Below are 17,547 nucleotides of genomic sequence, written 5' to 3'. Positions count from 1 at the left end.
TTATGGGTTTAGCGGAATTAGATTTAATCCGTTGGTTTCTCCTAAGCCAAACATGATATTCATGTTTTGAACTGCCTGTCCGGCTGCTCCTTTTATAAGGTTGTCAATAACGCTAACAATAATCACCATATTGGTTCGCATATCATAGGTTACATATAAATCACAGTAATTGGTACCCCTGACATCTTTTATGGCGGGCACTTGTTTTCTTAATCTGACAAAAGGCGCCTTGGCATAAAAGGCGGCGTAAAGTTCTTTTAGTTTGATTTCATCCATTTGCTGGGTAGGGCGTGCATAAATAGTCGTTAAAATGCCCCGGTCCACAGGCAATAAATGCGGCGTAAATTGAATCAATGTTTCTTTTCCTGAAATCTGATCCAATATCCCTTGGATTTCAATAGTATGCCGATGATTTTTTAATCCGTACGCCTTGAAATTATCGTTTACATTCGAATAAAGGTTTACTGTTTTTGCTTTTATTCCCGCACCGGTAACCCCCGTTTTTGAATCGACAATAATTCGATCTGTTTCAATCAGGTTAGCTTTTAGTAAAGGGGCCAGACCTAAAATTGCAGTGGTAGGAAAACAGCCCGGATTCGCAATTAAATTCGCGCCTTTAATTTTATCAAAATATAATTCAGGACTTCCAAAAACTGCTTTTTCAATACCTTCGGGATAAATGTGATCTATTTTATACCACTCCTCGTAAACTTGCTTCGAACTCAACCGGAAATCTCCTGAAAGATCGATGATTTTAAAAGATTTGCCTTTAAACCGTTTCACAAAATCCATGGAAACGCCGTGAGGTAACGCCAGAAAAACAAGATCAAGTTCATATTGATCGATTTGATTTATGGTCACCAGTTTTTGATCCGCAATTCCCTGTAAAAAAGGATGCACATCAGAAAATAATTCCCCGGCCCGGCTTTCAGAAGTAATCATGGTAATCTCAACATCGGGGTGATTGGTAAGAATACGTACCAGTTCAGAGCCGGTATAACCCGTTGCACCGATAATTCCTATTTTCTTTTTAGTCATTGCCTTGTATTTCCTTTAATGATTTTTTTAGTACTTCCATTGCCTGCTCCAAATCTTCATAACTTATATTTAAAGGCGGCACCAGGCGCAATACCCTGTCGGCAGTAGCATTGGCCAATACGCCATTTTCAAGCATTTTCTGCACTAAAGGTTTTGTCTCAAAATTAAATTCTATGCCAAGCATCAATCCTTTTCCCCGGATTTCTTTGATGTCCGGATTTTTCATAGCTGCAATTTCAGCTTTTAACCAATTGCCTTTTTCCTCAGCCTGTTGCAATAGATTTTCTGTTTCAATAACTTCTAATGTTGCCAATGAAGCCGCGCACACCAATGGGTTGCCTCCGAAAGTAGTGCCATGATCACCAAAATCAATGGCAGCACTTACTTTTTCATTCGAAAGAATGGCACCGATTGGAACACCTCCGCCCAATGCTTTGGCTAAAGTCATTATATCGGGTTCTACCCCAAAATGTTCTTTGGCAAACATTTTTCCTGTCCGACCAATACCACACTGAATTTCATCGAAAATCAACACAATTTTTTGTTCGTCGCAAAAGGTTCTCAATTCATTTAAGAAAGTTTTACCCCCTACATTTACCCCTCCTTCACCCTGGATAGGTTCTATAATGATGGCTGCAGTATTGTTGTCGGCAGCTTTTTTTATGGCGTCAATATTATTAAAAGGTACTTGAGAAAATCCTTCCGGAATAGGTTCAAATCCTTTTTGATAGGCTTTTTTACCCGTTGCAATAGTGGCCAGGGTGCGTCCGTGAAAGGAGTTTTCAAAAGAAATGATATTTCCTCCCCGTCCAACACTGTGTGCATATTTACGGGCTATTTTAATCGCGCCCTCAACAGACTCGGCTCCGCTATTCGCAAAAAATACCCGATCTAAACCTGATAATTCCACCAGTTTTTTAGAAAGCATCACCTGTGGCTCGCTTAGATAAAAATTTGAAATATGGATGAGCTTGGCCGCCTGATCCTGAATTGCTTTTACTACTTTTGGATGACAGTGTCCAACGCTATTTACGGCGATACCTCCCAACATATCCAGGTATTCGTTGCCTTCCACATCCCAAATGCGTGCCCCTTTCCCGTGATCGAAAGTCAAAGGGTAACGTTTAAACGTTTGTAAATAATACTTTTTGTCTTGATCGGTGTATGTGTTGTTTAATTTTTGTGTCATTATATCTGTTTTAAAATTATGCGCTGATGGCTGTTCCAATTTCCTTATTTTCAAAAAGGGTAGCAATCTGCTCTGGAACTGTTCCGTTGATGATTCTTGCGAGTTTAGCTCCTTTTTCCAAGGCAATTTTACAAGAATCTATTTTTGGGATCATCCCGCCTTGTATACATTTTATTTCTTTAAGCCGATGTATTTCAGCTACTTTTAGTTCATGGATAATGGAAGCCGGATTATGTTTGTCTAGCATTAATCCGTCAACATCTGTTAAAATAATATATTGTGCTGCTGAAAGTGCGCCAGCTATATGGCCTGCAAACAGATCGCCGTTAATATTATAATCAAGCCCCTTTTTATCAGAAGCAATACAAGTGATTACCGGAATAAAGTCATTTTCCAATAATAATTCGATTAAGGAAGTGTCAACGCTTTCTACATCGCCCACCTGTCCTAAATCAACCAGTTCGACTTTTCCGTCTTTCATGTGTACATGCATATGTTTTTTAGCCAGAACGGTTTGTCCATCTTTCCCGGATAAACCCACAGCTTTATAACCCATTCGATTTATTATTGAAACCAGGCTTCCATTAACCTTTCCTTTCAATGCCATTTCGACATATTCCATGGCTTCAGGGGTAGTTTTTCGTAGTCCATCAACGAAATCTGATTCGATATTGGCCACTTTTAGTGTTTGTTTAATAAAGGGGCCACCACCATGAATAATCACCACCTGGTATCCTTTATCTTTCAAGGAACAGATGTTTTCCAATATCTTCAATTTAAGATTTTGATTCGTCATGGCATTTCCGCCATACTTAAATAATATTATGTTTCCTATCATTATTCGTTTTAATAGCTTATTAAAGCCAGGATTATTTATGTGACTTTTAGTTTAATGGATTCCGGCAAGCGAGCCAAAACTTCATAATTAAGTCGATCGCTTATATCGCTAAACGCACTTAGTTTTATTTCCAAGTCGCCTTGTATTCTTATAATGATTGTCTCATCACCAGCTTTGCATCAGGTAAACTCGAAATATCAGCTATAATCATATTCATATTTACAACACCTACCACATTGCATCTTTATCCTGAAATAAGTGCATGTCTAATTTCACTTAGTAAGCGGTTGTAAGCAGACGAATATCCAATTGGGAGGAGGGCCGTTTTAATGGTGGGTTGTGGAAATAGCCGTATTAAAATCCTCAGCATTTAAAAACAAAGGATTCATCCCTGTTTTTGCTTCGTGATGAATATTCGCTTTGAAATTGAGTTTTTTTTAAACATTTCCGCCAAATCAATAGATTTTTGAATTAAATTAATGAACCCTTAGAGCGTATTATAATGATTTTTATTGAGACTTGCAATTTTATTTTCAAACGGCAACCCCGTCCCACCAAAAACAAAGAAAAATCTTCGCAATTTTTTACCGTCTCACCGCCCAGCTTAAAAACTTCACAAATAATTGAATATCAACAAATTAAGCATATTATCAAATCAAAACACCCGTTTACAAACGGCTACAAACGGCTACAAACGACATTAAACGGCTATTCAACGGATAAAACTTGACTCGTCCCACATCTTTGCATCGACAGTTGATCAAACGGTTTTTGTCTGGCCGGCACGACAGGAACCTTCATTAGTTAACCTTTTAAATTACGTAAAATGAACAATCTTAGAAACAACGTTCAACTCATCGGCAACCTGGGCAAAGATGTCGAATTCAAACAATTGGACAACGGCAACGCCATCGCACGAGTGACCATTGCCACCAAAGAAATCTACAAAAAACAGGATGGTAATCATCACGTAGAAACACAATGGCACCAACTCGTCGGCTGGGGAAAAGTGGCCGAGATCATGAACGTCCTGCTCAAAAAAGGAAAGGAAGTGGCCGTAAAAGGCAAACTCACCCACCGCTCCTTCGACGACAAGGACGGCATCAAACACTTCCGCAGCGAAGTAATCGTCAATGAATTTATGTTGATGAATTGAGTTGGTTGCGGAGGCGACATCTTCGCGAAAAGCAATGGAGCGATGGCGAAAAGGTGTTATCTCTCCAACGCACAGTGTGTGAGACGACACCTTTTGCATACTCGCATTGCAGTCCCGGCGAAGATGTCACCTCACTCCTCAACGAGCAACAAGTATTAACCGGGCAGTTGCCCACAAAACAACCATTATGAAAAATAGTGTATTATTAATCGGAAACCTGGGGAAAGACCCCGAATTGAAAAAACTGGAAGGCGGAAACAGCGTCGCAAGATTCTCCCTGGCCACCAATGAGACCTTTAAAAACAACAAAGGAGAAAAGGTCACCACCACCCAATGGCACAACTGTGTACTGTGGGGCAAAACCGCGGAACTGGCCAATACCTGGCTGAAAAAGGGGAAGGAAATCGCGGCGAGAGGTAAAATTACGTACTCCAATTATGAGGACAAAAACGGGCAGGTGCGTTATACCACAGAGATCGTGGTCAACGAATTTACCATGCTGGGGGCAAAACCCGCCAATTAATGATCTGATACTCACTTAAAAGACACTTCGGGCAAAGGCATCCCCCTCCCCGAAGTGTCTCCTCATCTTTTCCCTGGACTGTTTCTAAGTATTCCAACATTGAAGCACCAAAGAATTGTAGCATTTCAGCATTGTAGCATTGTAGCATTGTAGCATTGTAGCATTGTAGCATCGCAGCATCAAAGCATCGCAGCATCAAAAATCCGCCACAAACCCGATACTCGGCAGAACCCGCCCCGTATCGCTTTGCAGCAGGGTCGTTTTATACCGCTCCGGATTGCCGGGATCGACCAGCGGAGTCAGATCTGCATTTCGCTCAACCGTCAGGTACGAAATCACCGGCACAGAAGAAGCATAGACGTTTTGGATATCCATGAACAGGGCCAGCGACCAGCGCTTAAAGTTGAATTGCTTGTCAATACGCAAATCAAGCTGATGGAAAACAGGCAATTTTTCCTGGTTCAATTTTGAATAATCCGGAATACCTCGGTGATTAATATCCCAAACAGACCGCAATCCTGAAGTCGCCTGGTCATAAGGTGTGTAAGGATTCCCCCCCGCAAAACTCCAGCGGAGCCCTGCCTGCCAGTTCTTCCCAAAAGTCTTGCCGATGGTGACCGTCCCGAAATGACGATTGTCCCAGGAAGAAGAAACCAAAGTGCCCTTCGTATCTTCAAACTGGCTTACCACAAAGCTGTAGGCGAGTGACCAGGACCAGGAATTGTGATACTTTTGTTTGATCTGGAACTCCACTCCATACGCCCTTCCTTCGGAACGCGCATCCGCCGGCTGGTCGCCCACCAGCACAAAATTTGCATTGGCATTGGCATAGGAAATGGAATCTTTTAAAAGGAATGGGTAATCCCTGTATTTTTTATAAAAACCTTCGAGCTTCAACCGATACCCGTTAGGCGTGGTGTGCTCCAGCCCGAGCCCAAGATGGTCGCTCTGCATGTATTTCAGGGCCTTCCGGTTCGTGAATTCTCCTGCCTCGGCATAAGCCATTAATATATAAGGAGGTACCTGGAAATAACGTCCCGCATTAGCGCTCAACTGCCAGGCTTTCCTGAATTGCCAGGAAAGTGCAAGCCTTGGCGACAACTGTTTTAGAGGATTTTTCATCAAATCCGAATAAGTATTACCATCCATCCGCAAACCGGCATAAAGCGAGAAGTCATCTCCTGCAAATTTTTGACTGAAGGAACCAAAAGCACCGTAGCGCACAAAATTCATCAGGCTATGGAAATTTACTTCATCCACTTCATTGGCCTTTCGGGAAATGAGGGAATATTCCCGGATATCCACCTGGTCGGATTCGAGGGCCAGGCCGTAGTTCCATTCCTTTTTGTCGCGAAAGAGCTTGTGCTCGATCCGCAATTTATTCTCGGCTTCTTTTGAAGTATAATCAAACAACCGATCCGTTTCCTCTCCGCTGTTGTTGACAAACTTCTCTGCAAAATTGTAAAAATAGTTGCGGCTCAAAACCACCGTGTAGTAGCTTTTGTCGAGGTAGTGTTTGTAAACCGCCCCGGCCGCATATACAACCTGCTTCCCTTCGGGAATATAACCGGTATTGTAGAGCAGGGACGCTGTTGGTTCAGCCCCCAGGTTAAGGGTGTATTTGTCGTAACCGGCCACCCCGGTCAAAATGAGTTCATTCTTAGAATCGAACTGGATCACCTGCTTGTACTGCACATCAGAATAAAAAGGGATGACAGGAACCCCAATGGCCTTGAGCACATGCTGGGAATAAGACTCCCTGGCAGAAAAAAGAAAAGACGATTTTTTTCCCATGGGGCCTTCCAGTAGAAATCCCCAGTCGGTGGCCCCCAAACTAAAAGAACCGCCAAAACGATCTTTTCTCCCTGCCCGCTGGTTGAACGCCATAACGCTGCTCAACGCATTACCGGCATAAGCTGGGAAGGCACTGCTGTGCAGGCTTGCACTTTCGAGCATGAGCACATTAAGCAATGCATTGGGTCCTCCACTGGTTCCCTGGACCGTAAAATGGGTGATAGACGGAATCTCAATTCCATCTAGATAAAATTTATTCTCATTGGAGGCTCCACCGCGAACGATAAGGTTATACCCAAAAGATACTTTTGGCGAAACCCCCGGTAAGGTTTTGATAAATTTGGAAACATCCAGCGTCGCCCCGGGCATGAGCATCAATTCATGGACATTGATGCGCTGGAGTGCCAAAGGGCTCTCCGAAGTGTTGCGGAAAGCTTCCGCTTTAACCACGGCCTCTTCCAGATCATTACCGATCATCTGCAATTCAAAATCTACGACGACAGGCTTGGACGATTGAGTTTGGATTTCATGCTTTACCACAGCCCCGTAACCTGTGTACGAAGCTTCTATGTTGTATAATCCGGCCGGCAACTCCAATTTGTAATACCCCGTGCTGTCGGCAACGGTCCCTTGTCCTGTTTCAGTTACCCGAATAGTGGCAAAGGGCAACGATTCGTGGTTGATGAAATTAAGTACCTTTCCCTCAATGATGGTTCCCTGGGCAAAGGAGAAATGGAGGAATAAAAAACAAAAGCCCGTAATAGCCGATATTCGTTTCATAATATGTCTGGTCTGGTTCGGGCGCAAAGGTAATTTTTCAAACTGGCTGTAAAGTCATCAAATTGTAAGGATTTAACGGTTGGCTCCGGGAATTATTTACCCCTATATTTAAAGACATCAAATTTGAATATTGATCCTCCCAAAACATTGCCTGTTTGGCCAAATAATTGTAATTTTGAGAGAGTCGCCTCTGTTGATTTTATGACATAATTTGTTCGTGCCCGGATTAGAGAACCAATCTCTTTGTCATGAAATTATTTTGTCTTAATACCATTTTTCTGCTGCTCTTCCTGTCCTGCAATGCCTCTAGGCAGAACAAAGCGGAGGCATCCATAAGTCCTTCCGAAACAGGACGGGAATCTGTTCCTGCAAACTTCACTTATTACGTATTCAACTGGCAATGGGAACCCCGTGAAAAAGCCTTTAAAGTACTTATTCCACAGGACTGGAAAATCGAAGGAGGCATCTTCCGTATCGATCCCAATACAGGAGGCGGAGCCGCCAATGCGATCGAGGCCAAACTCGATTTCATCATCAAAAAGGATGCCACGGGAAGCGTCATGACCCACTGGTTCCCGGATATGTTCTATTTCGATTCCAGGTACTCCCCCGCCGGTCAAATGGGTATGTTTCCCGTGGGAAGCAACTACAACGGCATGACGGTGTTGCCTTTTATGTCGCCTTCGCAATTTGCCGTACAGGTGGTACTGCCTTATGCCCATCCCGGTGCTACACAGGCAAAGATTACCAGTCAAAAGGATCTGCCTGAACTCGCCAGGGCCGTCAGACAGGAAGACAACATGGTCATCGAAATGGGGTTTTCCTATGCCGCATCGGTCACCACCGTGGAATACGTTGAAAAGGGAACGACTTATGAGGAAAAATTCGTGGTGGCTATTATGAACCTCGGGCAGGCCGGGGCAGGCATGTGGAAAAACCGGTACACCTATTCCATTCGCGCACCGAAAGGGGAACTGAAAGAATTCGAACCTTTATTCGCCGCCATCGGCAACTCCGTCACCCTCAACCGGCAATGGGTGATCGGCGAGGTCAGGGGGCAGATGACCCGGGCAGGCATCATGAACGCCACCCTGGAAGAGATCAACCGGATAGGACAGGAGATCACCAACCACCGCCAAAAAACGAACGAAATCATCCAAAACGATATGTACCTCAACCTCACCGGGCAGGAAGAATACGTCAACCCATATACCAATGAGATTGAGTTGGGAACCAACCTTTGGGATCACCGCTGGTCGAGCAACAGCGATTTTGTCATTTATTCCGACGATCCTAATTTCGATCCCAACCGAATTTCCGAGCTAAACCACTTTGAGTATAAAAAATCGCCCGTCCATAAACGAACCATCAAGTAAGTAAAAATATTAATACTATTCTATCCGCCTCAAAGGAGGTGGCCGCAATTGGGTAAAGCCCACAATAAAATCCTGTTTTCCAAAACATTAAACATTAACATCAAAATTCAGAATCATGAAACCTTCAGAAGATGTGATGAACAGATTTTATCAAAACACAGGCAAACTGTTCTACGCGGTTGCAGCAGCTGATAAAAAGGTTCGACCGGAAGAATATGAAAAACTGGCAGAAATCATAAAGTCAGACTGGTTACCCTTAGAGGATACCGTAGATCCGTTCGACACCGATGCGGCCTTCCAGATCGAGTTCATCTTCGACTGGCTCGAAGATGCCTGTGTTGAACCTTACGACTGTTTTGAGGAATTTAAGGAATTTAAAGATACTCACGAATACCTGTTTACCGAAGACGTCAAACAGCTGATCTGGAAAACAGCCTATGAAATCGCGTCGGCCTTTTCAAAAAGAAATAAATCCGAACTGGTTATGCTGAGCAAGCTGGCACTTTTGCTAAAGGAGGGAGACCCCGTGCTGTGAAATAACGAACCAACAAGCAGCAGGAAGGCGCAAGTTCGCATAAAAACCTTTGCGATCCTTGCGCCTTCCCTGCGCCCCCTTGCGGTTAAATTTCCATTCTATTTACTTCCTTATCAATTTTTCCAATCCGGCACTCTTCCCGGTGTCCATGGGGCATTTACTTCATCGAGTTTTTTCTCCAAAGCAGGCAATTTATTTTCTGCAATATCCCTGATCTTTTCCAGAATTGGCGGAAACTCCGCTTTTACGATCTCCAGACTCTGCTTTTGAGTACCGGTTGGTTCCGTTGTGGCCCCTGAACGACCGTAAAGCAGCTCGCTAAATTTCTTGGTGAGCGGTATTTTTGCCGGTGGTATTTCTTCCCAGCTTGCCCTGGCCGGAACACCGTCAAAAGCAAACTTGATGGCTTCGAGTTCCGTACCTAAAGCCCGTGCTTCATCCTTCAGTGCCTCTGAAGCTGCCGGGGTCGCATAAAGCGTTTGTTTGATGGTTTCGACCTTTTCGATCATTTCCTCCGTCAAACGGTCTGCTCCCTGAATCGCGGCATTCAACCGGATCAATTCATCATCAAAAGCGGTAGCCACCGCCACATTACCTTTAGGCAATGTACTGTTGTTGAGTTCTTTAACTTTAAATTCAACGGGATCCACCAGCGTTGACAATTCCCCTTCGTGCCACAGCTGGAGCCCAACCTTATAAGTTCCCGGAACCACATCTCTTCCCCCACGGCCGCCGCCGGATTTCAGGGGGTCGAATTTCTTTGTTGAAACCGGGAACGGAGCATCGTAGGAAAGATTCCACGTCAAGCGCTGGATGCCTTTTGAAGGCGCTTTTGTCATCCTGCGAATTACTTTATCACTACTGTCGTAAATGGTAAAGATCAAATGTGATTTCTCCTCATTTTCTTCCAGCTGGAGTTCCCTCCATGAAGGCTGAGGAATATACTTGCCGTCTTTAAACAATTTTTTCTCTTCTTCCTTGCGCAACTCTTTTTTCGTTTTGGGCACCTCTTTCAGGTAATAGGTAAAAGTAGCCCCGTAATCAGGATTTTCCGCCTTGAAATAAGTGGATCCCTGGTTCCCGAATTTGCTCATCTGGTCATACATCAAAGCATCCTTGACCGGGAAAATGCAGGCATCCTGTTCGGCCCATTTGTGAGAAATTTCTCTCAACGGGCTATAGTCGTCCAGGATATAAAATCCACGGCCGAAAGTGGCGATCACGAGATCATTTTCGCGTTCCTGGATGGCAATATCCTTTACAGGAATAGTAGGGATACCCGATTTCATTTGCACCCAGTGTGCTCCGCCGTTGACGGTAAAGAAAATACCGAATTCCGTTCCAACGAACAGGAGGTTTGGATTTTTGTGATCCTGTTGGATGGAATGTATACTATGGCTGACAGGTAAATCACCGTTAATAGAAGTCCACGTATGACCTTTGTCTGTACTTTTGAACAGGTAGGGTTTGAAATCATCCATTTTGATATTCGTAAAAGAAGCGAATACTACATTGGCATCGTGTTTGGAGGCCTGGATGTCAGAAACATAAGTATATTGAGGCACTCCGGGGAATGACTTCACCTGGTGCCAGGTGGCACCATTGTTTTCCGTTACGGAAATGACCCCGTCATCGGTACCGGCATACAATAACCCTTCCTGAACAGGGGATTCATTGAGCGAAACGATGGTACCCCATTGTGAGGTGGAAACGTGTTTCACCAGGGCATCCGGGCTCCAGTATTTATCCATAAATTTCAAACTGTCCCGATCGACCATAGCCGTGAGATCTTCACTGATGACCTGCCATGAGTTTCCTCGGTCATCACTGCGAAATACCTTATTGGCCGAGCAATATAACCGCGTGGGAGAATGCGGGCTTACGAATAAAGGCGTATCCCAGTTCCACTTATAAGCCAATTCGTCTTTTCTTTCCCGGGGTTTTATATCTTCGGTCGTTCCGCTTTTTCTATCATAGCGGAACATATTTCCATACTGGTATTCCGAATAAACAATATCGGGATTTCCCGGCTCTGTAGCCTGCCAGAATCCATCGCCGCCCACCGTACGGATCCAGTCGTCATTGGTTGCTCCCTGTCTGTACAATGTGCGGGAAGGCCCTCCCATGGAATTATTATCCTGTGTACCGCCATAAACATTGTAAAAGGGTTCGTCATCATCAACAGCTACACGGTAGAACTGGGTAATGGGAAGATTTTCCTTGAAGTCCCAGTTATCACCCATATCATAAGTTTCATAAATTCCACCGTCCCCACCGATAAGCAGGTGGTTGGTATTGGCCGGATCAATCCAAAGAGCGTGATCATCGACGTGGCGGTTATTGTTGCCAATATTATTCCACGTTTTACCACCATCCAGGGTAACCTTTGACCGGGTCTCTGTACAGTAAACTTTATCCACATCAACAGGATCGCAATAAATCTCGTTGTAATATTGTCCGCTGCTGTAATAACTGCTCATTCTCTTCCAGCTTTCTCCTTTATCGGTAGAGCGATAGGTACCTCCCTTGTCTTCCGCTGCTTCCACCGTCAGGTAAACCACGTTGGGATCCACCGGAGAAACATCAATACCCATTCCTCCCAGGTCAACTTTGGGAAGGCCCTTCATGATCTTATTCCAGGTTTCCCCTCCGTCGGTACTTTTATAAACAGCGGATTCGGGTCCGCCCCCTATTTTACCGTAATGGTGACGGCGGCGCTGTTCGGAAGTGGCGTACATGATGTTCGGATTTGATGGATCCATGATCACATTGTTTACGCCGGTATTTTCACTGATCTCGATCACCTTTTTCCAGGTTTTTCCACCATCTGTGGTTTTGTACAACCCGCGGTCGCCGCCGGGGCCCCACATGGATCCCTCACAGGCCACGAAGACGATGTCCCCGTTTTCAGGATGGATCACAATGCCCCCAATCTGCCGGGAATCTTTAAGTCCCATATTCTTGAAAGAACTCCCGCCATCTACTGATTTGTAAACGCCATCTCCATACCCGGTGGCTCGCTGGTGGTTATTTTCTCCCGTTCCCACCCAAACGGTATTGGGATTTCCCGGGTCGTACTCAACCACTCCAATGGAGTAAGAGCCGTAATTGTCAAAAACGGGTTTCCAGGTGGTTCCGTTGTTTTCCGTTTTCCAGACATTGCCGCTGGCAACACCGACGAAATATTCGGTAGAATTTTTGGGATTGACAGCAAAGTCTGCAATACGGCCCGATGCCCAGGCCGGCCCGATACCGCGCCATTTAAGCCCCCCGACAAGTGCACCATTGATAATGGTGTCCTTAGGGGTTTGAGCCTTTTCTTCTTTGTCTTTGGTTTTGCCTTTTTTCTGGGCGAAGGATTGATTAGGAAGACATACTGCCAGGCTCAAAAAGAGCAGGAGTGTCCATTTAGGAAAGCTATTTTTCATGTTTAAATCGTTTGTAACAAGAACAACCAAAGAAAGGAAAATGAAAAGTATGTAAGATCAAATTATTCATTTCTCCAAAGTCCTCCTTGTTGGTTTTCGAAAGAAAGAGGCCTAATTTAGTTATAATATTTAATTTGACAAAGGGAATGAAATGAACATTCACTTTTTTGAATATATTGAACTTTAAAAGCCGGGGCTTAAAAGGAGGAAACCCATTTTCAACTATTTTGAATTGACAGGACTGATGTTTCAATTGGCTAAATATTCCTTGACATTATGGAGGGATTCCTCCCGTTTACAGGCAAGAGTTACAATGTTTTTGAAAAGCATATTTCGGGATTCTCCTTTTTTAATGTGCAACCCGGAATCGATCAACATGCGGGAATCTTTGGAGGTTGATCTCGCAAACCCAGCTAAGTCGAAATTCACAGATTCGATGCCAATGCGGACATCAATCCCAATCCAACAGGTATCCCGAACATGAACTGTCCTGAAATTTATCAGGAGCAGTTTATCCCCTTTCAAAAACGAACTGCCTGGATATTTATCCGGGAAGTTTTTTTTGTATTAAAGCTTCCTTTTCACCTCATAGTCGGTCAAGATTTGCATTTAAAAGCCGAAATTTCCTGAAATTAAGCGCATAAATATAATTAAGGCTTATGCGAATTTTATAAAATTTTAATTTATTGTCAAATATTGATTACAAATATTTAGTCGTAAAACATTCATAATCAATAAATTACAATTTATAATTTATTTATCGATCCAAAATATCGACAAATACAGTACTAATTTCCTGTTATTTTCCACTCCAATTTTGTCTTAATAATAAAGCAGATCTTGAAGGATTTTGCTTTCTCGCACCTTAAAAGTAATTAATATGAAAAAGTTTTTTTACACAGCAATCCTGCTGTTGTTATGCAATCCAATGCTCTATTCACAAGTTGGCGAATTGGATCCATCTTTTGCAGATGGAGGCATTCTGTCCTGGTCTGCCAGCGGAAACAATAACAATCCCCAAGGCATAGGCATCCAGTCTGATGGCAAAATTGTCGTCACCTTTACAGGAGCTTTTACAGCCCCTGGTGATCTGGATCTTGCCGTAACCAGGTTAAACACAGATGGAACTGTTGACTCCACCTTTGCGAATAATGGCATCTTCCAGCTTGCTAATCCCATTGGTGTGGAAATAATTTACCACCTCGATATCCTGGAGGATGACGCCATTATGATCGGAGGAGGTTATGCTGTCACAGCCTATAATCAGGATTTTATTTTGGTAAAATTAAAGCCTGACGGCGCGCTCGACACTTCTTTCGGCGACAACGGCCTGGCTATTCACCCTGTTCAAATCAAAGAAGATTATATCCGTGATTTCACTTTCACAGCAGAAGGCAAGATTCTGGCCGCAGGAATAAGTTACGACTCCATTGGTTCGGAAATCCGACATGTGGTCAGCCGCTTTGAAGCCAATGGAGTCATTGATACCACTTTTGGTGACCATGGCAATTTCATCTGGAATTATGGCGACATTTATAATGACACCTGGAATATTGCCATAACGGACGATGGCAATATTATCACCTCCGGAAAGAGTGCTCCATTTGGGACTGACAGGTTAGCTGTTTATAAAATTTTGGCCGACGGAAGCGCGATAGACTCCACCTTTGCGGTCAATGGTGAAATACTTGCTCCATTCAATGGCACTGCCTATGGCATGATCATTCACAGCAATGGCAATATTCTCATTACAGGTCAGAACTCAGGCCCTTCGGGAAACGACCTTATTGTTTTGGCCTATAATCAGGATGGAACACCCAACACAAACTTTGGCCAGGACGGCATTTTTCTAATTGATGTCGAGTTAGGTGATGTCGGGTATAATTTAATTGAACAACCCGACGGAAAAATAATTGCCTGCGGCCAATCTGGTGTTTTGTTCGGAACTCCTGCTCCGGGCTTCTTCTCCGTTAGATTGGACGAAAACGGCATACTCGATACTTCCTGGGGAGGGACAGGACATGTAACAACCATAAACGGATGGATGGGATGGGCACAAGACATGGCAATACAAGCGGACGGTAAAATCTTAATGACAGGAGTTTCTGCTCATGACAACAACGAATTACAGGTGGTGCGTTACGGCAATTTTATTGATGTGGATATGGATACCTATGGAATGGGTGAAGATTGCAACGACAATGATTTTGCCATAAATCCGGGTGCCACAGAGATACCTAATAATGACATAGACGAGGATTGTGACGGCATTGCGCTGATCATTGACCTGGATATGGATGGATATGACTCTGACAAAGATTGTGATGATAATAATGCTGCCGTCAACCCAGGAGCCGTTGAAATACCATACAACGGTTTAGATGATGATTGCGATGCAACCACTCCGGATGATGATCTTGACGGTGACGGATTCAATTTAGCAGATGACTGTGATGACACCAATGCTTACATCAATCCGAATGCAACTGAAATTCCCAACAACGAAATCGATGAGGATTGTGATGGCATGGATTTAATGGTCGGCGTCCAGGAGACAGCACTGGCGCAACAATTTAAAGTCTATCCCAACCCGACAAATAATGCTGTTACTATTGATTTTGATCATTCTGCGGTTTCCATTGATTTCATCGAAGTCAGGAACAACCTTGGAGAACAAGTGAAAAAAATTATTGAAGTGCCCGTTGGTAAAAAACTGTCCATTGACCTTGGCAATCTTGCCTCTGGCACATGGTTGTTAATTTTCCATACCAGTGAAGGAAGTTTTATCAAACGTGTGATTAAGATTTAATTACTTAAGGTGCTTTATCCGGGCTGCTTACATCCTGTAAAGGTATGTTGCAGTCCGGTATTTTTAACAGTATTGAAGCCTAAAATGCTATTATTATGAAGGCAATAAAATCGATCATTTTTATTATAATTTTGTTTTCCCTGTTCGGAACAACACAGGGTCAAAATCTTATTTCTGACCCCGGTTTTGAAAATTGGGACGGCTCGTACGGATGGAATCCGGGCTCCCTTTCCGGTCTTTACGATTGGTACGAAGCCAATGGAACAGCTGATTATCATAACCAGGATCCTATGTTCAACGGATCAAACCTTACAGGCCTGGAGGATTGTCCGCTGGGAGAAGGGACTACCAATTGTGGTTTCCCCTATGAAGGCCAGGGGGTTTTAGGATGTTGGAAAGGCAATGGACCGGATGGCTCAAGAGAATGGGCCGGAACGCAATTAATCGAACCCCTCGTTGCTGGTGGCTGTTACAAAATCTCCTTTTGGATTCAAAACAAAAAAGATCATCCTGACAAACCCCTGGTCACCAACCATTGGGGGATGTTTTTCAATCATACTCAAATTCCTTTTTTCAACCCTAACCTCGCCAACTTTGCCGCTATGTCCGACCATTGGGTGGCCTGTGAGCAAATCATTGAAGGCAGCGAATGGACAAAAGTCGAATTTGATTACCAGGCCAGCGAGGCTTTTGAATATGCCTATATTGGTTATATGGGTGATTTTTCAAATTCATCTTATAACATCTACAATGATGATTATCTTCTGGGACCTTACGTCTGGATTGACGAGGTCATCGTCGAAAGAATAGATCCACAGCTTGCCCTCACAGATGATATTTCAATTTGCAAGGGGGAGAGTGTGACCCTTGAAGCACTTTCTAATTTTCCGGTCCTCTGGGAAGACAATCAGAGTAATGCCGTTTCCCGAACAGTAAACCCGGAACATACGACGACTTTTTATGTGCAGACACAGGATAGCACTTTATGCTCGGTAAGAGATTCTATTGTAGTAACCGTTGTTGGAGACCAGGTGGTCAATTTCATGGGTGTTTCTATTTGCGATGGCGCGGATCCGGTTATCCTCGACCCAACCATAACCAGCGGCTCCTGGAGCGGCACAGGCATAATTGATGAAAACCAGGGGCTTTTTGATCCTGTTTTGGCAGGGATTGGCGATCATTACATCATCTATGATTCAGCCGATGACTGTAGCGAAAACTTTACCATGCATGTTGAAGTTTCTCCTCCTCCTGTGATCGATTTTGAGGCAGATGTCCTGGAAGGTTGCCCGCCCCTCGAAGTTCAGTTTAATGATTTAAGTGCTGTTTCGGGTATTGCTTATACCTGGGATTTTGGAAACGGTGCCATGAGTAATGAATTATTGGCAACATCGACCGTTTACCCTGAGTCAGGAAATTTTGACGTAAGCCTGGAGGTCGTATATTCTGAAAACTGTAAAAGCAGCCAAACCATACCGGGCCTCATTGAGGTTTCGGCCCCCCCCGTAGCCGATTTTACCTATTCCCCTGCGCATCCTTCTAACCTGAGCCCTGAAGTTCACTTTTTTGATGCTTCAACAGGCCTTCTGTCGGAATGGTTATGGGATTTTGGCAATGGAACCACCAGCGATAAAAATAATGCCAATACTGCATTTGTTATGCCGGGAATTTATGAGGTCCAGTTGCTGGTTACTTCTTCGAACGGCTGCAGGGATTCCATTTCACGCAATGTAACGGTTAACAGCATTGTCAATTTTTATGTGCCCAATGTTTTTTCTCCTAACGACGATGGCATCCACGATTTATTTGAAGTATTCACGGTGGGCCCTTTAAAAGATTACAAAATGACCATATTCAACCGGTGGGGTGGTATGGTTTTTCAAAGCAATGATAAAAATACCTCATGGGATGGTGATCTGCCAAACGGTGAAAAAGCTGAAACCGGGGTTTACACCTATTCCATTGAATATGAATACCTTGGACTAACACCAGAAGCCTCTTTTTCCGGCGTTCAGCGGGGAGATGTAATGGTAATCAGATAGCCAGGGGTGTTTTAACACTTGCACAAAAACGCCATCATT

11 protein-coding genes are annotated in these 17,547 nt (G+C 43.9%); 6 read left to right on the top strand and 5 right to left on the bottom strand.

The annotated features are described in order from the left end of the window. From H6571_17170 to argB, 3 genes are read right to left on the bottom strand one after another with little or no spacing between them, the layout of a single operon-like run. Positions 1-1,038, bottom strand: coding sequence for an N-acetyl-gamma-glutamyl-phosphate reductase (locus H6571_17170; GenBank protein ID MCB9325473.1), 1,038 nt, complete (start codon positions 1,036-1,038; stop codon positions 1-3). Continuing rightward, positions 1,031-2,227 (bottom strand): acetylornithine transaminase, encoded by a 1,197-nt coding sequence (locus tag H6571_17165; protein MCB9325472.1) that lies wholly within the window; start codon positions 2,225-2,227, stop codon positions 1,031-1,033. Before H6571_17165 ends, H6571_17170 begins: the two co-directional genes overlap by 8 nt. 16 nt (positions 2,228-2,243) lie before the next feature. After that, positions 2,244-3,065, bottom strand: a complete 822-nt coding sequence (argB, locus tag H6571_17160) for an acetylglutamate kinase (protein ID MCB9325471.1) — start codon at positions 3,063-3,065, stop codon at positions 2,244-2,246. Between the two features lie 826 nt (positions 3,066-3,891). On the opposite strand from argB, the gene ssb (H6571_17155) reads away from it, so the two are divergent. Beyond that, positions 3,892-4,221, top strand: coding sequence for a single-stranded DNA-binding protein (gene ssb / locus H6571_17155; protein MCB9325470.1), 330 nt, complete (start codon positions 3,892-3,894; stop codon positions 4,219-4,221). A gap of 187 nt (positions 4,222-4,408) precedes the next feature. Next, a complete protein-coding gene (gene ssb / locus H6571_17150) occupies positions 4,409-4,744 on the top strand; it encodes a single-stranded DNA-binding protein (GenBank protein MCB9325469.1) in 336 nt (111 codons plus the stop codon). A gap of 195 nt (positions 4,745-4,939) precedes the next feature. Here ssb (H6571_17150) and H6571_17145 read toward each other — a convergent pair whose 3' ends face one another. Beyond that, on the bottom strand, positions 4,940-7,318 hold the full coding sequence (locus H6571_17145; GenBank protein ID MCB9325468.1) for a TonB-dependent receptor: 2,379 nt from the start codon (positions 7,316-7,318) through the stop codon (positions 4,940-4,942). A 248-nt stretch (positions 7,319-7,566) separates the two neighbouring features. On the opposite strand from H6571_17145, the gene H6571_17140 reads away from it, so the two are divergent. Beyond that, the gene (locus H6571_17140; protein MCB9325467.1) at positions 7,567-8,694 is read left to right on the top strand and encodes a hypothetical protein; all 1,128 of its coding nucleotides are present in this window, start codon (positions 7,567-7,569) and stop codon (positions 8,692-8,694) included. Between the two features lie 115 nt (positions 8,695-8,809). Beyond that, positions 8,810-9,229: a TerB family tellurite resistance protein gene (locus H6571_17135; protein ID MCB9325466.1), complete on the top strand. Its 420-nt coding sequence runs from the start codon at positions 8,810-8,812 to the stop codon at positions 9,227-9,229. Positions 9,230-9,342: 113 nt separating this feature from the next. On the opposite strand, the gene H6571_17130 is transcribed toward H6571_17135, so the two are convergent. Further along, positions 9,343-12,657, bottom strand: a complete 3,315-nt coding sequence (locus tag H6571_17130; protein ID MCB9325465.1) for a glycosyl hydrolase — start codon at positions 12,655-12,657, stop codon at positions 9,343-9,345. A gap of 880 nt (positions 12,658-13,537) precedes the next feature. Here H6571_17130 and H6571_17125 point away from each other — a divergent pair. Both H6571_17125 and H6571_17120 read left to right on the top strand, forming a co-directional pair. Beyond that, positions 13,538-15,466, top strand: a complete 1,929-nt coding sequence (locus H6571_17125; protein ID MCB9325464.1) for a T9SS type A sorting domain-containing protein — start codon at positions 13,538-13,540, stop codon at positions 15,464-15,466. A 95-nt stretch (positions 15,467-15,561) separates the two neighbouring features. Further along, the gene (locus tag H6571_17120; GenBank protein MCB9325463.1) at positions 15,562-17,508 is read left to right on the top strand and encodes a gliding motility-associated C-terminal domain-containing protein; all 1,947 of its coding nucleotides are present in this window, start codon (positions 15,562-15,564) and stop codon (positions 17,506-17,508) included. Positions 17,509-17,547: the final 39 nt, after the last annotated feature.

This window comes from Lewinellaceae bacterium (assembly GCA_020636105.1).
GTDB lineage: Bacteria > Bacteroidota > Bacteroidia > Chitinophagales > Saprospiraceae > BCD1.
Note: the sequence above shows the minus strand (reverse complement) of the source record. Positions and strands in the feature narration are given on the sequence as shown.